22 protein-coding genes are annotated in these 22,653 nt (G+C 68.0%); 4 read left to right on the forward strand and 18 right to left on the reverse strand.

Going from position 1 to position 22,653, the window contains the following annotated elements; translation table 11 throughout:
• Positions 1-12: 12 nt before the first annotated feature.
• The 3 genes from BRO63_RS14010 to araD are packed head-to-tail and all read right to left on the reverse strand — an operon-like array spanning position 13 to position 3,556.
• On the reverse strand, positions 13-1,002 hold the full coding sequence (locus tag BRO63_RS14010; protein WP_088140383.1) for a Bug family tripartite tricarboxylate transporter substrate binding protein: 990 nt from the start codon (positions 1,000-1,002) through the stop codon (positions 13-15).
• Positions 1,003-1,060: 58 nt separating this feature from the next.
• Positions 1,061-1,771 carry a ribonuclease activity regulator RraA gene (locus tag BRO63_RS14015; RefSeq protein ID WP_088140384.1) on the reverse strand — a complete coding sequence of 237 codons (711 nt, stop codon included), beginning with the start codon at positions 1,769-1,771 and terminating at the stop codon, positions 1,061-1,063.
• Between the two features lie 54 nt (positions 1,772-1,825).
• The gene (araD, locus tag BRO63_RS14020) at positions 1,826-3,556 is read right to left on the reverse strand and encodes an L-arabinonate dehydratase (RefSeq protein WP_088140385.1); all 1,731 of its coding nucleotides are present in this window, start codon (positions 3,554-3,556) and stop codon (positions 1,826-1,828) included.
• 123 nt (positions 3,557-3,679) lie between these two features.
• Here araD and BRO63_RS14025 point away from each other — a divergent pair, with 123 nt between their 5' ends.
• The gene (locus tag BRO63_RS14025; RefSeq protein ID WP_088140386.1) at positions 3,680-4,369 is read left to right on the forward strand and encodes a GntR family transcriptional regulator; all 690 of its coding nucleotides are present in this window, start codon (positions 3,680-3,682) and stop codon (positions 4,367-4,369) included.
• Between the two features lie 119 nt (positions 4,370-4,488).
• Positions 4,489-5,046, forward strand: coding sequence for a surface-adhesin E family protein (locus BRO63_RS14030; RefSeq protein WP_088140387.1), 558 nt, complete (start codon positions 4,489-4,491; stop codon positions 5,044-5,046).
• Between the two features lie 29 nt (positions 5,047-5,075).
• On the opposite strand, the gene BRO63_RS14035 is transcribed toward BRO63_RS14030, so the two are convergent.
• The 4 genes from BRO63_RS14035 to BRO63_RS14050 form a co-directional block, all read right to left on the reverse strand.
• On the reverse strand, positions 5,076-6,188 hold the full coding sequence (locus BRO63_RS14035) for an acyl-CoA dehydrogenase family protein (protein WP_088140388.1): 1,113 nt from the start codon (positions 6,186-6,188) through the stop codon (positions 5,076-5,078).
• Positions 6,189-6,312: 124 nt separating this feature from the next.
• Complete coding sequence (locus tag BRO63_RS14040; protein ID WP_256943306.1) at positions 6,313-7,140, reverse strand: alpha/beta fold hydrolase; 828 nt, start codon at positions 7,138-7,140, stop codon at positions 6,313-6,315.
• Positions 7,141-7,143: 3 nt separating this feature from the next.
• On the reverse strand, positions 7,144-8,439 hold the full coding sequence (locus BRO63_RS14045) for an O-acetylhomoserine aminocarboxypropyltransferase/cysteine synthase family protein (protein ID WP_088140389.1): 1,296 nt from the start codon (positions 8,437-8,439) through the stop codon (positions 7,144-7,146).
• Between the two features lie 37 nt (positions 8,440-8,476).
• On the reverse strand, positions 8,477-9,616 hold the full coding sequence (locus tag BRO63_RS14050) for an aminotransferase class V-fold PLP-dependent enzyme (RefSeq protein ID WP_088140390.1): 1,140 nt from the start codon (positions 9,614-9,616) through the stop codon (positions 8,477-8,479).
• 168 nt (positions 9,617-9,784) lie between these two features.
• On the opposite strand from BRO63_RS14050, the gene BRO63_RS14055 reads away from it, so the two are divergent.
• Together BRO63_RS14055 and BRO63_RS14060 are read left to right on the forward strand one after the other, a co-directional pair.
• Positions 9,785-10,807, forward strand: a complete 1,023-nt coding sequence (locus BRO63_RS14055) for an amino acid ABC transporter substrate-binding protein (RefSeq protein WP_088140391.1) — start codon at positions 9,785-9,787, stop codon at positions 10,805-10,807.
• Positions 10,808-10,878: 71 nt separating this feature from the next.
• Positions 10,879-13,032: an ABC transporter permease subunit gene (locus tag BRO63_RS14060; protein WP_088140392.1), complete on the forward strand. Its 2,154-nt coding sequence runs from the start codon at positions 10,879-10,881 to the stop codon at positions 13,030-13,032.
• Between the two features lie 34 nt (positions 13,033-13,066).
• On the opposite strand, the gene BRO63_RS14065 is transcribed toward BRO63_RS14060, so the two are convergent.
• The 11 genes from BRO63_RS14065 to narI all read right to left on the reverse strand — a co-directional run bounded on the left by BRO63_RS14065 (position 13,067) and on the right by narI (position 22,636).
• Positions 13,067-13,783: an SDR family oxidoreductase gene (locus BRO63_RS14065; protein WP_088140393.1), complete on the reverse strand. Its 717-nt coding sequence runs from the start codon at positions 13,781-13,783 to the stop codon at positions 13,067-13,069.
• A 125-nt stretch (positions 13,784-13,908) separates the two neighbouring features.
• The gene (ubiT, locus tag BRO63_RS14070; protein ID WP_088140394.1) at positions 13,909-14,331 is read right to left on the reverse strand and encodes a ubiquinone anaerobic biosynthesis accessory factor UbiT; all 423 of its coding nucleotides are present in this window, start codon (positions 14,329-14,331) and stop codon (positions 13,909-13,911) included.
• Complete coding sequence (locus BRO63_RS14075; protein ID WP_088140438.1) at positions 14,328-15,221, reverse strand: U32 family peptidase; 894 nt, start codon at positions 15,219-15,221, stop codon at positions 14,328-14,330. Before BRO63_RS14075 ends, ubiT begins: the two co-directional genes overlap by 4 nt.
• A complete protein-coding gene (gene ubiU / locus BRO63_RS14080; protein ID WP_088140395.1) occupies positions 15,218-16,234 on the reverse strand; it encodes a ubiquinone anaerobic biosynthesis protein UbiU in 1,017 nt (338 codons plus the stop codon). The genes BRO63_RS14075 and ubiU overlap by 4 nt, the downstream gene beginning before the upstream one ends.
• Before the next feature lie 78 nt (positions 16,235-16,312).
• Complete coding sequence (locus tag BRO63_RS14085) at positions 16,313-16,984, reverse strand: response regulator (RefSeq protein ID WP_088140396.1); 672 nt, start codon at positions 16,982-16,984, stop codon at positions 16,313-16,315.
• Positions 16,985-16,995: 11 nt separating this feature from the next.
• The gene (locus BRO63_RS14090) at positions 16,996-18,933 is read right to left on the reverse strand and encodes a type IV pili methyl-accepting chemotaxis transducer N-terminal domain-containing protein (protein WP_088140397.1); all 1,938 of its coding nucleotides are present in this window, start codon (positions 18,931-18,933) and stop codon (positions 16,996-16,998) included.
• A 79-nt stretch (positions 18,934-19,012) separates the two neighbouring features.
• On the reverse strand, positions 19,013-19,510 hold the full coding sequence (gene mobB, locus BRO63_RS14095; protein WP_088140398.1) for a molybdopterin-guanine dinucleotide biosynthesis protein B: 498 nt from the start codon (positions 19,508-19,510) through the stop codon (positions 19,013-19,015).
• Positions 19,507-20,166 (reverse strand): carbonic anhydrase, encoded by a 660-nt coding sequence (locus BRO63_RS14100; protein WP_088140399.1) that lies wholly within the window; start codon positions 20,164-20,166, stop codon positions 19,507-19,509. Before BRO63_RS14100 ends, mobB begins: the two co-directional genes overlap by 4 nt.
• 1 nt (position 20,167) lies before the next feature.
• Positions 20,168-21,166: a GTP 3',8-cyclase MoaA gene (moaA, locus tag BRO63_RS14105; protein ID WP_088140400.1), complete on the reverse strand. Its 999-nt coding sequence runs from the start codon at positions 21,164-21,166 to the stop codon at positions 20,168-20,170.
• Positions 21,163-21,924, reverse strand: a complete 762-nt coding sequence (locus BRO63_RS14110) for a peptidylprolyl isomerase (protein ID WP_088140401.1) — start codon at positions 21,922-21,924, stop codon at positions 21,163-21,165. The genes moaA and BRO63_RS14110 overlap by 4 nt, the downstream gene beginning before the upstream one ends.
• 28 nt (positions 21,925-21,952) lie before the next feature.
• A complete protein-coding gene (narI, locus tag BRO63_RS14115; protein ID WP_088140402.1) occupies positions 21,953-22,636 on the reverse strand; it encodes a respiratory nitrate reductase subunit gamma in 684 nt (227 codons plus the stop codon).
• Positions 22,637-22,653 lie beyond the last annotated feature (17 nt).

The raw sequence follows: 22,653 nt of genomic DNA on the forward strand, positions 1-22,653 counted from the left end.
GCGCTGATCCGCCTATTCCACCGTCGCGCCCGACTTCTTCACGACTTCCGCCCAGCGCGGGATTTCCGTCGCCATCAGGTCGCGCAGCTGTTCCGGCGTGCTGCCGACCAGTTCCATGCCCATGGTCTTGCCCAGTTTCTCCTGCACGTCCGGCTCTTTCAGGATCACCGCGATTTCCTGCGCCAGCTTGTCGAGGATGGGCTTGGGCGTGCCCTTGGGCGCGTATACCGCCTGCCAGGACGCCATCTGGAAGCCCGGCACGCCGGCTTCCTGCATGGTCGGCACCTCGGGCGCCAGCGCGATACGGTCCTTGGTGGTCACGGCCAGCAGCTTGAGCTTGCCGGTCTGCAGCAGGGGCAAGGCCGCCGTCATCTGGTCGAACATGAAGGTCACCGCGCCCGAGGACACATCCACCATGGCGGGCGGCGTGCCCTTGTACGGCACGTGCGTGAGCGGCACGCCTATCATGCTGGAGAACAGTTCGCCGGCCAGGTGCGTGGAGGTGCCCGCGCCCGAGGACGCGAAGGTCCGTTTGGCCGGGTCGCGCTTCAACAGCGCGATCAGGTCGGCCACGGAATTCACGCCCAGGTTGGGATCCACCAGCAGCACGTTGGGCAGGTAGGCGATCAACGAGACCGGCTCGAAGTCCTTGACCGGGTCGTACTTCAGGTTCTTGTACAGGCTGGCGTTGATGGCGTGCGTGCTGATGGTGCCGCCGAACAGCGTGTATCCATCCGGCGGGGCCTTGGCCACATAGGTCGCGCCGATGCCGCCTGCGGCGCCTGGCTTGTTCTCGACGATGACGTTCTGGTGCAGGCGGTCGCCCAGCTTCTGGGCCAGCACCCGGCCCACCACGTCGGTCGAGCCGCCCACGGTGAACGGCACCACGTAGGAAATCGGCTTCTGCGCCGGCCAGTCGGCGGCCTGGGCGGGCGCCGCCAGCGTGCCCAGCGTGGCGGCGGCCAGCAGCGCGGCCAATGCGCCGCGTCGTTGCGTGTTCATGGTTGTCTCCTGCCTCTTGTTTGGCTTGTGGGGTTGCCGGCAACGCCGGCGGCAAGGCTCAGCGGCCCTGTTGCTTGCGCCATGCGGCGAACTTGTCCTTGGTGCCGGGGTCGGTGGGCGGATACAGCCCCAGGATGGATGCGCCCTGCTGCACCTCGCCGGTCACGAAGTCCTCGAAGGCCGTCATCTCCACGGCTTCGACCGCGATCTCGTCGGCGATGTTGGCGGGTATCACCACCACGCCCTCGCGGTCGCCCACGACGATGTCGCCCGGCCACACCGCCACGTCGCCGCAGCCGATGGGCGCGTTGATGTCCAAGGCCTGGTGCAGGGTCAGGTTGGTGGGAGCCGAAGGCCGCTGGTGATAGGCGGCAAAGCCCAGCTCGGCGATCTCGGGCGAATCGCGGAAGCCGCCGTCCGTCACCACGCCGGCCACGCCGCGCTTCATCAGCCGCGTGACCAGGATGGAGCCCGCGGAAGCGGCGCGCGCGTCCTTGCGGCTATCCATGACCAGCACCGCGCCTTGCGGGCAGGTTTCGACCGCAACGCGCTGCGGATGGGCGCGGTCCTCGAACACCTTGATGGTGTTCAGGTCTTCGCGCGCGGGGATGTAGCGCAGGGTGAATGCCGGGCCGACCATATTGGGCAGCGTGGCGTTCAGCGGACGCACGTCCTGGATGAACTGGTTGCGCAGGCCGCGCTTGAACAAGGCGGTGCACAGGGTGGCGGTGCTGACGCCAGCCAGGCGGGCGCGGGTTTCGGGATTCATTTGGGACACGATGGCTCCGGGGCTGAAGGCAATGGGAGGGGCGCGGACGGCGCGTTAGAAAATCTCGGGCTCCGGCACGGGCGCGCCGAAACCGGTTTCCAGGAAATCGAAATCGCAGCCGTCGTTGGCCTGCAGGATGTGCTTCGAATACATCCAGCCGTAGCCGCGTTCGTAGCGCCTGGGCGGAGGCGTCCAGGCGGCGCGGCGCGCGGCCAGCTCTTCGTCGCTGACGTTCAGGTGGATGCTGCGGGCGGGCACGTCCACGGTGATCAAGTCGCCCGTCTTCACCAAGGCCAGCGGGCCGCCGATATGGCTTTCCGGCGCTACGTGCAGGATGCAGGCGCCATAGCTGGTGCCGCTCATGCGGGCGTCGGACAGGCGCAGCATGTCGCGCACGCCCTGCTTCACCAGCTTGGTCGGGATGGGCAGCATGCCCCATTCCGGCATGCCGGGGCCGCCCTGCGGGCCGGCGTTGCGCAGGATCATGATGTGGTCCGCGGTGACGTCCAGGTTCTCGTCGTCCACCGCGGCCTTCATGCTGGGATAGTCGTCGAACACCAGGGCCGGACCGGTGTGGCGCAGGTACTGCGACGCGCAGGCGCTGGGCTTGATGACGCAGCCGTCCGGCGCGATATTGCCGCGCAGCACGGCCAGCGCGCCTTCGTCGTAGATGGCCCGGTCCAGCGGGCGGATCACGTCGTCGTTGTAGACCTCGGCGCCGGCGATGTTCTCGCCCAGCGTCTTGCCGGTGACGGTCATGGCGGACGGATCCAGATGGTCTTGCAGGCGCGACATCAGCGCCGGCAGCCCGCCCGCGTAGAAGAAATCTTCCATCAGATAGGTGTCGCCGCTGGGCCGGATGTTGGCGATCACCGGCACCTTGCGGCTGGCGGCGTCGAAGTCGTCCAGGCCCACGGCGCAGCCCGCGCGACGCGACATGGCGACCAGGTGCACGATGGCGTTGGTGGAGCAGCCCATGGCCATGGCCACGTTGATGGCGTTCTTGAAGGACGCCAGGCTCAGGATGCGCTGCGGCGTCAGGTCTTCCCAGACCATCTCCACCACGCGCCGGCCGCATTCGGCCGACATGCGCATGTGGTTGACGTCCGCCGCGGGGATCGAGGACGCGCCAGGCAGCGTCATGCCTATGGCCTCGGCGATGGCGGTCATGGTGCTGGCCGTGCCCATGGTCATGCAGGTGCCGTAGCTGCGGGCGATGCCGCCCTCGACCTCGGTCCATTGCTCCTGCGTGATCTTGCCGGCGCGGCGCTCGTCCCAGAGCTTCCAGGCATCCGACCCGGACCCCAGGATCTTGCCCTTCCAGTTGCCGCGCAACATGGGGCCGGCGGGCACGTAGACACAGGGCAGCCCGGCGCTGACCGCGCCCATGATGAGGCCCGGCGTGGTCTTGTCGCAGCCGCCCATGAGCACGGCGCCGTCGACCGGATGGCTGCGCAGCAGCTCCTCGGTCTCCATGGCCAGGAAGTTGCGGTACAGCATGGTGGTCGGCTTGACGAAGGATTCCGACACCGAGATCGCCGGCAGCTCCACCGGAAAGCCGCCCGCCTGGAACACGCCGCGCTTGACGTCCTCGACGCGCTGCTTGAAATGGCTGTGGCAGGGATTGAGGTCCGACCAGGTGTTGATGATGGCGATGATGGGGCGGCCCGCCCAGTCGTCGGGGCCATAGCCCATCTGCATCATGCGGGAACGGTGGCCGAAGGAGCGCAGGTCGTCCCGGGCCATCCAGGCGGCGCTGCGCAGGCTTTCATAAGAGCGTTTCATAGGGGCTGGGCGAAGTTTCGTAATGGCGACCGAGCCATTTAAACACTAATACATTAGTACGTCAGCCTGGTAAAAACCCGCTAAACTCCGTTACTCTTCAGGCCCCACTTCGCACGCGACCCGATGCAAAGCACCAAGCTCAGACTGGACCGCTCGCGCCACGCCGCGCCGCAAGTCTTCGAACATCTACGCGAACAGATCCTGTCCCTGGAGCTGGCTCCCGGCGCGCCCCTGTCGCGCATCACGCTGGCGGAGACCTACGGCCTGAGCCAGACCCCGATCCGCGACGCGCTCATGCGGCTGGCCGAGGAAGCGCTGGTCGAGATCTATCCGCAGCACACCACGGTGGTCAGCCGCATCGACGTGGCCGCCGCCCGCGAAGCGCACTTCCTGCGCCGCTCGCTGGAACTCGAAATCGTGCAGATGCTGGCGCAGCGCCCCGATCCCCTGCTCTTCCAGCGTTTGCAGGCCAGCATCGACCTGCAGCGCGCCAGCCATGCCAGTGGCCAGTACCAGCGCTTCATCGACGCCGACCAAGCCTTCCACCGCGATATGCACGAATCCGCGGGCGTGATCCGGCTGTGGGAACTGGCGCAACGCTACAGCGGCCACCTGGACCGCCTGCGCCGCCTGCATCTGCCTGAAGCCGGCAAGGCCGAGCGCATCCTGGACGATCACCAGCGCCTGCTGGACGCCATCGTCGCGCAGGATCCGCAGCGCGCCCAAAAGGTGTTGCGCGAACACCTTTCGGGCACCCTCAGCCAGGTGGCTGAGATCTGCAAGCGCTATCCGGACTATGTGCTGACGGCCTAGGCGCCGTTGCCCCTAAGGCGTATTCGTCCCGCCCGGACGCGCCCTGCCCGGTATGATCGGGTACACGCCACGGTCACGAGCCTGGCGCCGGCGCGCCGCGCCACCACCGGAAAACACCAATGACCGCAAGGCACGCATTCCTGATCGCCCTGGCCGTGACCGCCTGGGTCCACCCCGCGCAGGCCGCGCCGCCCCCCGGCGCCTGCGAGACCATCACGGTCCGCGAGGGCGATCCGGTGCCCGCCGACGCCTGCGCCGTGAACATCGTGCCGCGCGACCCTGGGCCCGGCGGCATGCTGTCCGGCGGACCAGATTGGGTACCGGTGGACCCCCAGGCCATGCCTGGCGTGTTCTACGACAGCGCGTCGATCAAGGCAGTATCGGAGCGCCCGGCGGTCATGGCCGTGAACGTCGCCTGGTTCTATGCCCAGCCCAAGATCTCCGCGGCAAATGGGCAACCCTACCGCTCCGTGACCCAGCCGGTCACCATGAACTGCACCGCCGGCACTTATACCGTCAGCCAGGTCGTGCACCATGCGGGCGAGAACGCCACCGGCCCCATCGTCGAATCCCTGCCTCCGCCCGGCATCCGCAATGCGCCGATCGCGCAGGACCCTGTGCAGCGCAAGCTGCGCGAGATCGTCTGCCCGGCCAACGGCAAGGGCGCGCGCAAGTAGCAGCCGGCCGTCGCGGCCGTGCCGCGCGCCTATCCCGCCGCTTCGGCCGCCAGCCGCGCCTGGCGTTTGGCCAGCTCGGTTTTCAATTGCACCAGGCTGGGCGTAACGATGGGCAAGAAGGCCGCTTCCCGCCAACGCCGGGCAAAGCCCGAGCCTGCCTGGCGCAAATAGGCCCCGCCGCCGCTGGCCAGCAACTCCAGCTGCACCGCCTGCTGGGCCGCTTCGGCCAGGGCAATGCGGATCTCGAACAGCCGCCAGGGCTGCGCCACGAAGCTTCCACTACGCACGCCTTCGATCAAGCCCGCGGTCAATGCATCCAGCTGCGCGCCCAGCGCTTGCAGCGGCTCGCCCAGGATGCCGCGCGAGGCCTGGCCCTGCCCGGCATCCAGCGCGGCGCGCAAGGCGCCTCGCGCCAGGCCGATGGACAGGCCGCACTGCATGCCGGCGAAAGCCGGCCTGGCCTGGGGCAGGTATAGCCGTGCGTCGGGATGGATCAGCCACGCCGGGCCAATGCGCACATCACGCAGTTCCAGCGCAGCGGTATTGGTCGATTGCAGCGCCAGCAAAGGCAGGTCCGCGCTGCGTTCCAGTCCCGCAATATCGTGCGGCAGCGCCACCACCGCCGGCGTGCCATCGGGCGCGGCAACGGCCGCCGCCACCAGGAAGCCCTGCGGCCGTAGGTTGGTGACCCAGGGCATCTGGCCGTCCAGCACCCATGCGCCGTCCGCCTCGCGCGCGGCGATCTGCAGCGACTCGATGCCGCTGAGGAACTTCATGGCGTTCGACAGCGCGGTCGCGCCGGCCTGCTCGCCCCTCAGCAGCGGCGCCAGCCATGCATCCGCAAGGCCGGTGTTGGGGCTGCGCAGCAGATACTCGATGAAGACGCGCTGGCTCCAGGCCACGAAGGCTCCGGCAACGGAAAGCTCCGCCAATTGCGCGATCATTTCGATGGCGTCGCCGATATCCGTACCCGGCAAGCCGCCCTGCGCTACGGGCACGCCATGGCGCAATACGTCGGCGGCGGCCAGTTGCGGCAGCACCGCAGCAGCGTCCAGGCTGCCGTCGTCCAGGGCATCGGCGTGCTGTCGCAGCCAGGCTTTCAGATTCGCGGGCAGCGCGGCGTGGACGGGCGTACGGACCATGGGTGTCTCCTGCGGGTCGGCATCGGATGCGCCGGCACTGGCGGCCCGGCGCGATCCCGCATGATGCCCGCAAACTGCGATGCCCGAGCGACCGTATCAGCCACCCATCCTGGGCCTTGCCGGTTCAACCCAGGCCCAGCAGCAGATCGGCCAGCAAGGCCGGATGCGTGATGTGGGCTTCGTGCGGCGCGGCGATGTCGACCCAGTTCCAGCCCGCTTGGGACTTCACCAGCTTGCGCGATTCGTCCAGCACCGCCAGCTCGGGCTGGGTGCAATGGATGTAGGTGCGGGCCACGCCATTGCCGATGGGGTTCTTCAGGTTCAGCGGCGTGGTGTAGCTGGCCAGCGGATGCGCGGTCAGGCGGCGCTTGACCCAGTCATGGTCCGCGCTGCCCGGCGTGAACCCCCAGGCCGCGGGCATCGGATCGGGAATCGGCACGGCCAGTCCATCGGTGGCCTTCGAGGCCGCGGCGATGCGGGCATCGGCATCCGCCTTCGGATACACCGAGAACGCATTCTGGCCGCTTTGCAGCACGATGGCGTCGAAGTACACCAGATGCGCCAGCCGCTGCGGAATCCGGTCGGCCACGCCCGTGATGGGAATGCCGCCGAAGCTATGGCCCACCAGGATCACGTCCTTCAATTCCTGGGTCTCGATGACCTGGACCAGGTCCTCGACAAAGGTATCGATGGTGATGTTCTTGCTCAGCAGGTGGGCGCGGTCGCCCATGCCGGTGTAGCTGGGCGCGTACACGCGGTGGCCGGCCGCCAGCAGGCGGTCCGCCACCGGACGCCAGCACCAGCCGCCATGCCACGAGCCATGGGCCAGGACGTAGTTGCGGGCCTTTGCGGTCGGGGCAGCCGGAGCTGCCGCCCCGACCGCTCCCGCGGCTGCCAGCGCGGGCAAGCCCGCGGCCAGCTTCAACAAGGTTCTGCGGGGAAGCATCGTCATGGCTTACACCTGCGCCAGCGCCTGATCCAGATCCGCCAGCAGATCGTCGATGTGCTCGATGCCGATGGACAGGCGCACGGTTTCCTCGCGCACGCCCGCCTTCTGCAGCTCTTCGGGATTGAGCTGGCGGTGCGTGGTGGACGCGGGGTGCGTGGCCAGCGACTTGGAGTCGCCGATATTGACCAGCCGGGTGAACAGCTGCAGCGCGTCCTGGAAGCGCGCGCCGGCCTCCCGGCCGCCCTTCACGCCGAAGGTGAAGAGTCCCGGCGCCTTGCCGCCCAGGTACTTCTGCGCCAGCGCATGGTCGGGATGATCCGGCAGGCCGGCGTAATTGACCCACTCGACCTTCGGGTGTTCGCGCAGGTACTTGGCGATCTTGACGGTGTTCTCGACGATGCGGTCCACGCGCAGCGCCAGGGTCTCGATGCCTTGCAGGATCTGGAAGGAGTTGAACGGCGAAATCGCCGCGCCGGTATTGCGCAGCGGCACCACGCGGGCGCGGCCGATGTAGGCGGCCGGACCGAAGGCTTCGGTGTAGACCACGCCGTGATAGCTGACGTCCGGCGTATTCAGGCGCTTGAAGCGTTCCTTGTGCTCAGCCCAGGGGAACTTGCCCGAGTCGATGATGGCGCCGCCCAGGCTGGTGCCGTGGCCGCCCAGGTACTTGGTCAGCGACTGCACCACGATGTCGGCGCCGTGCTCGATGGGACGCAGCAGGTAAGGCGACGGCACGGTGTTGTCGACGATCAGCGGCAGGCCGTGGCGATGCGCCAGCTCGGCCAGCGCAGCGATGTCGGTGATGTTGCCCAGCGGATTGCCCACGGATTCCGCGAAGATGGCCTTGGTGCGGTCATCGATCTGGGCCTCGAAGGCGGCCAGGTCGGAAGGATTGGCGAAACGCGTGGTGATGCCGTATTGCGGCAGCGTGTGCGCGAACAGGTTGTAGGTGCCGCCGTACAGCGTGCTGGACGACACGATGTTGTCGCCCGCTTCGGCAATGGTCAGGATGGCGTAGGTCACCGCGGCCTGGCCCGAAGCCAGCGCCAGCGCGGCGATGCCGCCCTCCAGGGCCGCCACGCGCTGCTCCAGCACGTCGGTGGTCGGGTTCATGATGCGGGTGTAGATGTTGCCCGGCACCTTGAGATCGAACAGGTCGGCGCCATGCTGCGTGTCGTCGAACGCGTAGGCCACGGTCTGGTAGATGGGCACGGCCACGGCGCGCGTGGTCGGATCGGGGCGATAGCCGCCATGCACGGCCACGGTTTCAAGCCGCCACTGGGGCTTCTTCGCTTCGGTCATCAGTATCTCCTGAAGGGTTGCTTATCAATGATTCTTCTCAGACGGGCAGCGTCCGCGCCGCGCGCAGGATGCGTTCCACGTCCGCATGATTGTTATAGGCGCCGACGGACAAACGCACGTAACCATACTCCACTATGCTGGCCACGATCCCCGATTGTGTCAGATGCGCCAGCGCGGCGGCGGGATCCGGCACGCGCAGCGCCGTTGTCGTACTGCGGAATTCGGGACCGGCCGGCGACACCACCCGCAGGCCCAGGCCGCGCAGGCCCGTGCCCAGCGCTTCCGAAAGCTCCAGCACCCAGGGCTCGATACGCTCCGGCCGCGCGCCTTCGATCAGGTCCAGCGCGGCGGCCCAGCCCGCGATGCCCGGATAGTTGAGGTTGCCCGATTCGAGCCTGCGGGCGTCAGCAGCATCGGCTATGCCCAGCTGCCATTGCAGTCCGGACTTGTCCAGCGTGTTGACGCCCGAAGGTCCGATGTACAGCGGATCCAGGGCGTCCAGCAGCCTGGGCGATACATGCAGCAGACCCACGCCCAGCGGTCCGAGCATGCCCTTGTGCGCGCCGCAAGCAAAGGCATCCACGCCCCATTCATCCACGGCGGCGCGCAGCAGCCCCGCGCCCTGAATGCCGTCGACGACCAGCCAGATGCCGCGTTCGGCGCAGCGCCGGCCCAGTTCGGCGATATCGGTGCGCAGGCCGGTGCCGTACTGCACCCAGGACACCGCGATCAGCCGCGTGCGCGCATCCACATGCTGCCAAAGCTCATCCACCGTGTAGCGATGCGAATTCGCCCGCGCCACGCGCACCTGCACGCCGCGGCGCCGCAGGTTCAGCCAGGGCAAGGCATTGGTGGGATGTTCCTGGTCGTCCACCACCAGGTTGTCGCCTTCCTGCCAGGCCAGCCCCTGCGCAACGATGTTCAGCCCTTCGGTCGTGTTCTTGGTGTAGGCCAGGCGCTTGGCGTCGCCGCCGATCAGGCGGGCCAGCCGCAAGCGCAACGCATCGGCATCGCGCAGCCATTGGGGCTTGTCGCTGCGCGCGTGGGTAATGCCATCGAAGAATGCGCCGACCGCCTCGGCCACCTTGGGCGCCAGCGGGCTGGTATAGGCAATGTTGGCGTAGGCCTGGTCTTGCGTGATCGGAAACAACTGCCTGAATTCGTCCTGCCAGCTCATGCGCCACCGCTCCGTCATTTCAACTTGGTATGCGGGAATTCTAGGTATATGACGCGAATTTGAGTAAGGCTTAGTTTTTATATCCATATGACCATATAGTCGCTCGCGCCACGCCGTCGCACCCATAGAATTCCTGCCTTTCCAGACGGCATCGAATAAAGGAACGGCATGCGTTTGACTCAACAACTGAAGATCGCGGGCATCGCCGCCATGCTGGCGCTGGCCGGTGCGGCTCATGCAGGCACGGTCGATACCATCAAGAAACGCGGCGAGCTGGTCTGCGGCGTGAGCCAGGGATCCGCGGGCTTGTCCATCGCCGACAAGCAAGGCCGTTGGACCGGCCTGGACGCGGACCTCTGCCGCGCACTGGCCGCGGCGGTGCTCGGCGATCCGGAAAAGACGCGCTTCGTGCCGCTGAGTTCGCAGCAGCGTTTTCCCGCGCTGCAGTCGGGCGAGATCGACGTGCTGAACCGCAACACCACCATTACCTCCAGCCGCGACGCCGGCCTGGGCATTGCCTCCGCCGGCATCGTGTTCTATGACGGCCAGGGCTTTCTGGTACCGCGCAAGCTGGGCGTCAAGAGCGCGGCCGAGCTCGACGGCGCGCAGGTCTGCGTGCAGCCTGGCACGGTCAACGAGCAGAATCTGGTCGACTACTTCAAGAAGCACAAGCTCAGCTATCGTCCGGTCGTCATCGAGAATCTGGTCGAACTCGAGCAAGCCTTCTACGCGGGGCGCTGCGACGTCTACCTGTCGGACGCGTCCACCCTGGCCGCCAGCCGCGCAGCGCGCGCCAGCCAGCCCGACGACTTCGTCATCCTGCCTGAACGCATCAACAAGTCGCCGCTGGGCCCCTTCGTGCGGCAGGACGACGCCAACTGGGCGGCCATCGTGCGCTGGACCATCAACGCGCTGGTGGCGGCCGAGGAACTCGGCATCACCGCGCAGAACGCCGACAGCCAGACGCAAAGCAGCGACGCCCAGGTGCGCCGCCTGCTGGGCGTGGACCCCGGCATAGGCAAGAGCTTCGGCCTGGACGAAGGCTGGGCCCGCAACGCCATCAAGGCCGTGGGCAACTATGGCGAAGTCTGGAACCGCAATCTGGGCGCCGCGACGCCGCTGAAGCTGGAGCGCGGCCTGAACGCGCAGTGGAACCAGGGCGGGCTGCTGTACTCGCCGCCGTTCCAGTGACACTGGCAGCATGAGCGCCACGGGCGGGCCCTGAGCCCGCCTTTCTTGCATTTGCCCCCTCCTTCTCCACCATGGCTGCGACCACTCTCCCCTTTCCCTCCACCGGCCGGTGGCGGCGCTGGCTGCCTGCGCTGGCGTGGACGCTCGCGCTTGGCGGCTTGGCTGCCATCCTGCTCTGGCACATCGAATCGGTGCAGACCGCGCGCGGCATCCAGGGCGGCTTCGGCTTCCTGTTCCAGCCCGCGGGCTTCCGCATTTCGGAAAGCCTGCTGGACATCACGCCGGAAGATCCCTATTGGATGTCGATAGCAGCCGGCCTGGTCAACACCTTGACCGTCGCCGCCGTGGCGATCCCGCTGGCTACGGTGCTGGGGCTGGGACTGGGTCTGTTGTGCCTGTCGCGCAACCCCTGGTCCGCGCGTTGCGCCGCCGCCATCATCGCGCCCTTGCGCAATACCCCAGTCCTGCTGCAACTGTTCGTCTGGTACGGGCTGCTGCTGCGCCTGCCCGACCTGCGCCAGGCTTGGTCGCCGCTGCCGCACCTGCTGCTGTCCAATCGCGGATTGGCCTTGCCAGCGGTGCACGGCTGGCTGCCCTACGCGGCCGCGGCGGCCGCCGCGCTGGCGCTGGGCGGGTTCGCCCGCCGCCGCTGGGGCAATCCTGCCCTGTATGCCGCGCTGGCCGGCGCGCTGCTGGCATGGATCCTGTTGCCGCCCATGCGCATCGACCTGCCGGTCAGGCGCGGCCTGGGCCTGCAGGGCGGCTGGCAGCCCAGCATCGAATTCGCGGCACTGACGATAGGCCTGGTGGTGTTCCATGCCGCCTATATCGCCGACATCGCACGCGCGGCGGTGCGCGCCGTGCCGCTCGGATTGGTGGAGGCCGGCCAGGCGCTGGGCTTGAAGCCTCGCAGCGTATTGCGGCTGGTGATCGCACCCTATGCCGCCCGCGTGGCCCTGCCGCCTTATGCCAACCAGTGCCTGGCGCTGGTGAAGAACAGCACCCTGGCAATCGCCATCGGCTATCAGGAATTGATGGCGGTGATCAACACCGCCATCACCCAGACCGGCTTGGCGCTTGAAGGCATCGCGCTGGCCGTCATGGTCTATCTGGGCCTGGCGCTGGCGCTGGGCGGCGGATTATCCGCCTGGAACGCGCGCAATACCCGCCACGGCCCTGGCGACACGCATGGCGCGCGCCTGGGCGAACGGCCTTCCTGGAACGCTGCCGGCGAACGCAGCGGCTGGCTGCCATCGGCCGCGCTGGCCGCCGTCCTGGGTCTGATTCTATGGCGCCTGTTGGAATGGGCGCTGCTCGGCGCGGTATGGCGCGGCGATCCCGCAGCCTGCGCAGCCGCCGCCGGCGCATGCTGGGCCGCCGTGGGCGAGAACCTGCCTTTGCTGTTCTTCGGCACCATGGCCCAGGTCGACCGGGCGCCGGCGCTGGCCGCCTGCGCAGCCCTGCTTGCCGGGGTTGCGCTGGCGCTGACTCCCTCGCGCATCCGCCCCACAACACGCGCGGCGCTGTTCGCCGTCCTGCTGGGCGCGGCCATCAGCGCACTGTCCGGCTGGCCTTGGGGCGGCGCCGCCATCGGTCCGCAACGCTGGGGCGGGCTGCTCGTCACGTTGATCCTGGCCATCTCCGCCCTGCTGGCGGCGGTGCCGCTGGCTTTCGCGCTTGCGTTATTGCGCCGCAGCCATAACCGCAGCGCCTCGCTGGCCGCCGCCGGCCTGATCGAAGCCGTGCGCGGCGTGCCGCTGGTGACACAGCTGCTGTTCGCGTCCTTCGTGCTGCCCATGCTGCTGGGCGGCGGCGTGTCCAAGTTCGCCATGGCGCTGGCCGCGCTGACGCTGCACACCGCCTGCCTGCTGGCGGAGGTGCTGCGCGGCGCGCTGCAAGCCATACCGCCCGGCCAGATGATGGCCGCGCGCGCGCTGGGCATGCCCGCAGCCATGGCCTATGGTTCGGTGATCTGGCCGCAGGCCCGCCGCATTGCCGCGCCTGCCGCATTGGGCGTATTTGTAGGCGCGGTCAAGGACACCTCGCTGGTCAGCATCATCGGCGTGTTCGACGTGCTGGGCGCGGCAAAGGCGGTGGTCGCCGGCACCGATTGGCGGCCATACCACGTCGAGGTCTACCTGGCCGTGGCCGCCCTGTACTTCGCGGCCAGCGTGGCGCTATCGCGCGTGGCCCGCGCCATGGAGGGCAAGAGCGGCCGCGCTTGAAGCCGGCATGCCGCCGCAGGCTGCCGGACCCGCCTCAGAACCGTTCGTCCATCAGCGCCGGCATCACCAATTCCCGCACAAACGACGCATCGGACAGATTCAGCAGCGCGCGCGTCATCGCCACCACGTCGTGCACGGGTATCAGGCCGCCCTCTCCCCGCTGGCTGGCTTCGTCGCGCGGCAGGTCCATGCCGTCTTGCGTGTTCAGGTAGCCCAATTGCAGGCAGGTCACCGCCAGCCTTCGCGCCCTGAAACTCTCGCGCAAGGCGTCGGCGATGCCGCGCAGCGCATACTTGGATGCGCCGAAAGTCACTTCGGGGCGGCCGCTGCCGGCCAGTCCCGAGGTGGAGCCGGTCAGGATGACCTGCGGCTTGCGCGCGCCGAGGACGCGGGGAATCAGCCGTTGCAGCAACAGGATGGTGGCGGTGACATTGATGTCGACCATGCGCGCGATTTCCTTGGGCGAGTCCGCCAGGAAGTCGTAGTGCTCGCTGAAGGCGTGTTCTTCCCACACGCCCAGGTTGTAGAGAATGGCATCGAGTTCATCCGGCGCCTGCGCGGCGATCTGCTCGACGGCGGCCTCGGGCCGTGACAGGTCGGCCTCGATCCAGCGCAGTTCGCAGCCAGGCGCTACGGCGACATCCTGCGGCGCGCGGCGGGCCACGCCCACGATCAGCGCGGCATCCTGGCCCAGTCCCTCCACGAATGCCCTGCCCAGCCCCTTGCTGGCGCCCACCACCATGATCCGCATTGCTGCTACCTCCATCCGATCACGCCCGGGAAAGCGCCAAGCTCCCCCGCGGCAACGACGCCCGGTATAGCACGATCCCTGGCGAATTCACGCAATGCCCGCAGGCGACGGCGGGCATTGCTCGGTCAACGCACCGCGCCCTGCAGCCACGCCGGCCGCGGTGCGGCATCCAGCCAGTTCTTCACGATCAACCCGAGCTCCGTATCGCCCGAGATCCGCAGCCGGCGTTGGAAAAACAAGGTATCGGCGTCCGTTTCCGAGCGCATCAAGGCCAGCAGATCGACCAGCTTCGCGCCCAGCTCCAGTTCGGCGGCAGCGCCGTTCCATAGCGGCCGGAAGGCGCCCTGGCGCACCGCGAAGCTGCTGCGCAGGCCCAGGTCCTCGACCGTGATGGCGAAGCTGCGGCCTTCCAGTTCAGGCGGCGGCGTCAGCCATTTCAGCCGCCGCGCCAGTTCCAGTCCAGCGGTGAAGTGCAGCGAAACGAACGGCGCGGGCAAACGCCGCCCCAGCCTGGCAATCATGCCGGGTACTTGGATCGCCGCGCTCATGCCACGGCCTCCAACAGGTCGATGCCCGGCTTGCCATGGAAGTAGCCGTTGCAGCGGGCCATGCCCGCAGGCGGCTGCGCCTCTATCGGCGCCAGTCCGCGCCGCATCGCATCCAGCGCGGCGATCGCTTCCAGCGTGCCGGCCGATTGCGGACTCACGCGCAACACCTCCACGCCCATGGCCGCCAGCGCCGGCGCCTGCGACAGCAGGTCCAGGCAGGCCCCGGATTGCACCTGGATGCCGTTGATCGCCAGGAAATCGCTAGCTTCCCGCGTGCGCATGTCCAGCCCGTCCGGATGTTCAATGCAGCGAAAACCGCAGTCGTCCTTCTTCAAGCGGAAATGCCGCGCCGTGAAGCAGCGCGCCGAGAACGCCAGCGCCATGCGGCCCCAGACCATGACTTCCGCCTCCAGGCCGGCGGGCTTTTCCGCCATCAGGAGAGCCAGCGTCTTGCTGTCCATTTCCAGCGGCGCGACGAAGCGCGCGGCGCCGCGTCCAGCCAGCCATTCCAGGGTGCCGCCGTGATAGGCGTTGACATGGGGCCCCGCCACGAAGGCACGGCCGTTCAGGTGCCGCACCGCGCCCAGCTCGCCGGCTTCGACCATGAAGTCGTCCTGCCCGCAAAGCTTTTTCAGCGCGCTGGCCTCGGCGCCGGTCTCGATCAGCGTGCGGCCCGACAGCACCACCGTCTTGCCCGCGGCGCGCAGGTCGCGTGCCAGCTCCATCCAGTCCTCGGCCCGCAGCTCGTGCCTGCGGCTACAGACGGTTTCGCCCACATAGATGATGTCGGCGGGGCTGTCGGCCAGCGCGGCGTAGAAATCCAGCGTGTGCTGGCGCGGCCAGTAGTACTGCAGCGGTGCGACCGATATCCGGTAAGTGCTAGATGTCATTTCCATGGACGTTCGAATGCGCCTTGCGTGACTTGGGAACCCTCGGAATGGCGCGCCAGCATGGCGTTCCACTCGGGACGGGGCGAGAAGCGGGAGGCGTCCGCATGCGCGCTGTCCAATGCGGCGCGCAAAGTCGACACCACCTGGGTGACATAGGCCGGGCTGCGCTGCCGTCCTTCGATCTTGATGGCGGAAACGCCCATCTCCGCCAGGCGCGGCAACAGGCCGATGGCGTTCAGGCTGGTGGGTTCTTCCAACGCATGATCGGCCTGCCCGTCCACATCGAAGCGGCCCTTGCACAGGGTGGGATAGGCGGCGGGTTCGCCCGGTTCGTAGCGGTCGATCAGGATGCCGTTCAGGCGCGCGTCCATGCGGCCGTTCTGTTCCGACCAGCGTACCGCATGCGCGGGCGAACAGACGCCCTTGTTGTTGGGGGAATCGCCAGTGGCGTAGGACGACAGCAGGCAGCGGCCTTCCGCCATGACGCACAGGCTGCCGAAGCCGAACACCTCGACCTCGACGCTCACGTTGGCGCAGATGCGCGCGATCTCGGCCAGCGTCAGCACGCGCGGCAGCACCACGCGGCGGATGCCGAACTGCTCCTTCATCAGCTCGATGGCGTCCGCATGGGTGGCGGAACCCTGCACCGACAGGTGCAGGCGCAGGTCGGGATAGCGGTCGCTGGTGTAGGCCAGCAGCCCCGCGTCGGCCATGATGACCGCATCGGCGCCCAGCCCGTAAGCCGCGTCCACGGCGGCGCGCCACTGGGGCGCCCTGCCGGCCTGCACAAAGGTGTTGATGGCGAACAGCACCTGCCGTCCGCGGCTGTGGGCCAGTTCGACACCCGCGCGGATATCGCTTTCGGTGAAATTGAGTCCCGCGAAGTTGCGGGCATTGGTGGCGTTCTTGAGCCCGAGATAGACGGTGTCGGCGCCGGCGTCGATGGCGGCCTTCAGCGCGGCCAGACTGCCGGCGGGGGCCACGAGCTCCAGGGGAGAGGTTCGAGTTTCCATGCCGGCCAGTCTATGGGGCCGCCACGCCCCTGGCCTTGTCGCAGATCAAACGGCCTATGCCGAACGCCGCATGTCGCCCTATTCTTCCGTGTACAAGCCGTGTTCGACCGCGTACACCGCAACCTGCACCCGGCTGGTGAGATTGAGTTTCTTCAAGACGTTCTGCACGTGGATCTTGACCGTGCTCTCGCTGACGTCCAGTTCGCGCGCGATGACCTTGTTGCTGGCGCCGCGCGCCAGCCATTGCACGATCTGGGTCTCGCGCGCGGTCAGGCGATGGCGCTCGCCGCTGCCCCCCGGCTGCGGCGCTTGCGCGGCCAGGCTGGCCTGCCCGCGGAACTGCTCGACCAGCTTGGCCGTCATGCTCTCGGCGATGACCGGCTCGCCGCCCGCGGCGCGGCGGATCGCGGCGGTCAGCGCCTCGGCGTCGATGTTCTTGACCAGATAGCCGCGCGCGCCGTCGCGCAACGCCTGCCCCAGTTCGTCGGCCTCTTCAGACACCGTCAGGATGATGACCGCACAGGACGGCAACTCCTGCGTCAGCAGCTGCAAGGTTTCCAGCCCCGACAGACCCGGCAGGTTGAGGTCCAGCAGCACCACGTCGGGCTTGAGTTCCTTGGCGCGTTTCAGGCCTTCGACGCCGTCGCCGGCCTCGGCCACGACCTCGAAGTCGGGCTGGCGTTGCAGCAGCAGGCGCACGCCCGAGCGGAACAGGGTGTGGTCGTCGACGAGGAGGATACGGATGGGCATGGTCGGAATGTTCAAGCGGCCTGGCGTTCGCTGCCGGGCAAGGTCAGCGCGACGCGCGTACCGGCGCCGGGCTGCGATTCAAGTTTTATCACGGCGCGCATGCGTGCGGCGCGTTCGCGCATGATGTGCAGGCCTACATGCGATTCGCCGCGTTCGGCCACCTCGGCGGGGTCATAGCCCTGGCCATCGTCGGCAATGACCAGGCTGAAGTCACGGTCATTGGCGACGTCGATGCGCACGTGGCTGGCTTCCGAATGCTTGCGCACGTTGGACAGCGCTTCCTGCAGAATGAAGAGCACCTGCAGCTGCTCGTCGGGCGGCAGCGGCGCGCCCTCGCCCCGGCCGAAGCGCAGTTCGGTCTCGATTCCGGTCTGGCGGCGGAAGCGCGCCACCGTGTCTTCGATGCCGGCCTGCAAGTCGCCCTGCGACAGCTTGGTGCGGAAGTTGGTCAGCAGCTCACGCACGTCCTGGTAGCTTTCGTCCACGCCGGTACGCAATAGCGGCAGGATCTCGTCGATCTCCGCCTGATCGCCGCGCTTGACGGCGGCGTCCAGCATCTGCAATTGCAGGTTGAGGAAATTCAGCCCCTGCGCCAGGCTGTCGTGCAGCCCCTGCGCCACCAGGCCGCGCTCGCGCACCACCGCCAGCTGGCGCGCCTGGGCGCTCAGGCGGCGGTTGTCCAGGGCCACGCCCAGATGCTGGCCCAGCGTTTCCAGCAATTGCGATTCCGCCGGCGACAAGCGGCGCTGCTGGCGGAAATGCAGGGAATACGAGCCCAGCACCTCGTCGCGCGTGACGATGCGGAACACGGCCACGCTGGCGAAGCCGTCGCGCTGGCAGTTCAGTTCCATCGAGGGCGGCGACTCGCGGAAATCCTGGATGACGATGACCCCGGCCTGCCGCGTGGCGACGCCGCAATAGCAGTCGTTCACCCGCATGCAATGCTCGGACTCGACCAGTTCGTCGGACAGCCCCACCGACACCATCAGGTTGAGCTTCTCATTGTTGGGGTCGAGCGCGCGGATGCTGCCGCCCTCGGCGTCGAACTGCAGCATCACGCGCCGCAGGAAGCCGTCGCACAGCGCTTCGATTTCGTTGGGCTGGTTCAGGAAGGCGGCCATGTCGTAGAGCGCGCCGATATCGCGGTTCTGCGCCGCCAGTTGCGCGGTCTTTTCTTCGACGCGCCGCTCCAGGCCGGTGTACAGATCCTGCAATTCGTCGGCCATGCGGTTGTAGCCGCGCGCCAGCACGCCGAACTCGTCCTGGCTTTCCACCGGCAGCCGGGTGCTGAATTCCCTGGCCGCCATGCGTTGCAGGCCGTCGCGCAGGCGCAGCACCGGCGAAATGATCCAGAGATACAGCAGGTAGATCATCGCCAGCGTGCCGGCGCTGGCGATGGCTGCCAGCACGCCTTGCGACAGGCGCAGCGAGGTGGTCTTGCCGGCGTTGTCCTGTTCGATCATGCGCACCAGCGTATCCGCGCGCGCCACGAATTCCGGCAGGGTTTCCAGATAGGTGGCGGCATCCGGCTGCGCCAGGGCGCGCTTGGCGGCCGGCTTCATGATGTCGTACCAATAGGCGGCCACGTCATGCCATTGCTTGCGGATCGCCTCGTCGTTGGGAATGAACAACGGGCGCGCCGGATTGCCCCGCGCCAGCCGCGCAATCGTGTCGTCCATGAGCTGAACTTGCTCATTGGTGCGGAACTCGCGCCCGGCCTGCGGCCGCATCAGCTCCACCGCCACCCGGTTGGCCCGCATGCGCAGGCTGCCCGTGTCGTTGATGGCCGCGCCCGCGCCTTCCAGCTGCCAGGATAGCCACAGCGTCCAGCTGACCATGGACAGCACCACCACCAGCGCCACCAGGGAGCTGATGACGATGCGCGTGGACAGGCGATGCCGGGGCGAAGGCAGGCCGTCGGTGCCGGCGGCGGTATCGGTAGGCTTCATGGCTTTCAACGCGGTATTGCTCTAGGAATGCTGCGGGTTCCAGTGTAGCCGCTGCGCGCCCCGCCACGGCCGCTGACCTTCAGGCCAGCCCCACGGCGCGGCAGATGAAATCCGCGATCTGCGCCGGTTCGTTGACCGGCAGGCAGGGCAAGCCGGTATCCAGCGGCGCGTCGGTGGCCACCGCCAGGAAACTGCTGTCTTCGGCATGCAGCGGCGGCTTGCCCAGCGCGGGCCGATACACCTCGAGGCGCGGGATCGCGGCCTGCTTGAAGCCCTCGACCAGCACCAGGTCGGCCGGCGACAGGCGGGCCAGCTGTTCCTCCAGCGTGGGTTCTGGCGCGTCGCGCAGTTCGTGGACGATGGCGTAGCGGAACGGCGAGGCCACCATCACCTCCAGCGCGCCCGCCTGGCGGAAGCGCGCGCTGTCCTTGCCGGGCGGCTCCATCTGAAAATCGTGGTGGCTGTGCTTGATGACGCTGACCCGCAGGCCGCGCGCGGCCAGCAGGGGCAGCATGGCCTCGATCAGGGTGGTCTTGCCGCTGCCGGAACGGCCGGCGATGCCGAAAACTGGGGTCATGCAAGCTCCGTGAACAATGGGCATACGATGGGCAGGAACGCGTCCGCCCGCGCCGAGTATGCCAGCAAAGCGCCCGCTACCAGGTCGAAATACCAGCCGTGCAGGGTCAGGCTGCCCGCCTCCACCGCGCGCCGCACGAAAGGCAGCTCCTCCAGGTTGCGCAAGGAAATCAGGATGGAGGCCTGCTCGCAGGCGCGCCGGCGTTCGGCCGCGGTCGCCTGCGGCATCTGCTGCAGCACCTGCCTGCGGGCCGGTTCGGCGATGTCCATCCAGCGCTCCAGGTAGTCGGTCTCGCCGTCGCCCCGGGTGCGCCGGTCCATCAGCGCCCGTATGCCGCCGCAGTGGGCATGGCCCAGCACGATGATGCGGCTGACCTGCAACTGCTCCACCGCAAACTGTATCGCGGCCAGCACGCCTTGCAGGCCGCGATCCGTGCTGGCCGGCGGCACCAGGTTGGCGACGTTGCGCACGGTGAAGATGTCGCCGGGGTCGCAGCCCAGCAGCATGGCCGGGTCCACCCGCGAATCGCAGCAGCCCACCAGCAAGGTGCTGGGATGCTGGCCTTCGCAGAGATTGCGGTAAAGCGATGGCGCGTCCTCGTAGTACTGCTGCTGAAAGCGCTGGAAGCCGTCGACCAGCCGTTCGATATCGCGCATGTCAGCCTCCCGTCTGAGCCATGAAGCGCACGATGCGTTCCGGGCGGGCCACGAAATCATGGCGCTCGGGCTTGGCGGCGATGCCGGCCCGGATCGCCTGGATCAGCTCGGCGTCGCTGGCTCCCGCGCGCAGCAGGCGGCCCAGCGGCACCTGGTCTTCCTGGCCCAGGCAGAGGTACAAGGTGCCGTCCACGCCCAGGCGGACGCGGTTGCAGCTCGCGCAGAAATGGCGCGACATGGGGGTGATCACGCCCAGCACGGGCGTGCCGTGGCCCGTGGTCCAGTAGCGCGCCGGCCCCGCGCCCGCGCCGCCCAGGGCCGGCACCAGGCCGGCGTCGGCCGCCAGCCGCGCGCCCATGGCGTTCAAGTCGGTGTGGGCGTAGCCCTGGCCGCAGCTGCCCATGGGCATGGGCTCGATCAGGCGCAGCACGAAGCCCTGCGCCACCGCGTAGTCCAGCAGCCTGCGCACTTCAGCTTCGGGCGTGGCCGCGTGCACCACGCTGTTGAGCTTGATCGGCGCAAAGCCCGCCTCCTTGGCCGCGGCCAGCCCGGCCAGCACCGATTCCAGGCAATCCCGGCCGGTGATCTGGCTGAAGGCGGCGGCATCCAGCGTGTCCAGGCTGATGTTCAGCCGGTCCACGCCGGCGGCGCGCAGTTCCTGCGCATGGCGGACCAGTTGGGTGCCGTTGGTGGACACGGACAAGTCCTGCAAGCCCGGCATGGCGGCGATGACGCCGGCCAGTCCGGCCACGCCCCGGCGCAGCAGGGGCTCGCCGCCGGTCAACCGGACCTTGCTGACGCCCAGGCCGACGAACAGCCCCACCAGCCGCGCCATTTCCTCGTGGCGCAGCCAATTGGCGGGGGTTTCGAAGCCCTTGAAATCCTTGGGCAGGCAGTAGCTGCAACGCAGGTCGCAGCGGTCCGTGACAGAGACGCGCAAATAGTCGATGCGGCGCCCGTAGCCATCCGTTAGAGGTCCCGCAGCCGGCTCGTCCATCATGCGGCGCTCCCGCTGTAGACGCGCTCGGGCTCTTCGCCTTGCAGGTCTATGCCCTGGATATCGGCGCGCTCGACCAGCAGCTTGGTGTACTGCCGCCAGGCGGTGTCGCGGCTCATGGACGACAGCGCGGCTGCGATCTGCTTGTCCACATGCTCGTAGGGCTGCATGCGGCCTTCGATACGGCGCGTCACCCGCACGATATGCAGGCCGTGGCGGGTTTCCAGCAGCTGCGGCAGCAGGCCGCCGGCGGGCAGCGCGAACACCGCGCGCTCGAACTCCGGCACCGTGTCGCCCCGGCCCAGCTGGCCCAGGCTGCCGCCCAGGGCGGCGGACGGACAGTTCGATTGCTCCCGCGCCACCTCGGCAAAACGCGAGGGATCTTCCAGCAGCTCGGCCAACACCACGTTGGCGTGGGCCCGCAGCATGTCCAGGTTCACGCCGGGCGTGACCTGGAACAGGATGTGGTCGGCCTCGATCAGCTCGCCCACCATGAAGCGTTGCGGATGCATCTGATAGAAGCGGCGGCAGGCGGCCTCGTCGGCCTCGGGCGCGGGCGCCTCGCGAGACAGCAAGGCGCCGATGGCGCCCTCCTCGTCCGCGGCGTCCAGCCCCAGCCGGCCGGCCTCGTCCAGCAGCACGCGGCGCAGCACCAGGGCGGTGATCGCCTCGCGCATGGGATTGCCGGCCTCGGCGTGCAGCGGCAGTTCGCGTTCCAGATCCGCGTCGTTCAGTTCGACGCCATTGACGATGACAGGCATGTTCGGCTCCTAGTCCTGGTGCATGGAATCAACGCGGGCGGACCAGCTGCCAGGCGCGGCCCAGGTAGCCCACCGAAGCAAAGCCGCTCCAGACGTGCACCAGGCGCGTGAACGGGAAGATCACGAACAGCGTGAGGCCCATGAACAGGTGCGCCTTGAACAACAGCGGCACGTCGGCGACATGGCTGGCGGCGTCACCCTGGAAGGTGACGATGTGCTGCGCCCAGGTCATCAGGCGCACCATCATTTCGCCATCCATGTGGCCGGCCGACAGCACAATGGTGGACAGGCCCAGCAGCAAGGTGACCAGGATCCACAGCAGCAGCAGCTTGTCGCCGGGCCGGGTGGTGGCGCGGATGCGCGGATCGCTCAGGCGGCGATGGATCAGGATCAGGAGGCCGATCAGGCACAGCCCGCCCATGACGCCGCCGGCCACCATGGCCACGGTCTGCTTGAGCGTGTGCGATACGCCCAGCGTGTCCCACACCACCACCGGCGTCAGCAAACCGGCCAAGTGGCCGAAGAACAGGCCCAGGATGCCGATATGGAACAGGATGTTGCCCAGGCGCAATTGCCCGCGATGCAACAGCTGCGAGCTATCCGTCTTCCAGGTGTATTGCTCGCGCTCGAAGCGCACGAGGCTGCCCAGCAGGAAGATCGTCAGCGCGATGTAGGGATAGATGCCGAAGAAGAACTGATTCAGGGAGTTCATGATGCGTCGTCCTGAAG

The organism is Achromobacter xylosoxidans (genome assembly GCF_002192695.1).
Lineage (GTDB): Bacteria > Pseudomonadota > Gammaproteobacteria > Burkholderiales > Burkholderiaceae_B > Achromobacter > Achromobacter xylosoxidans_C.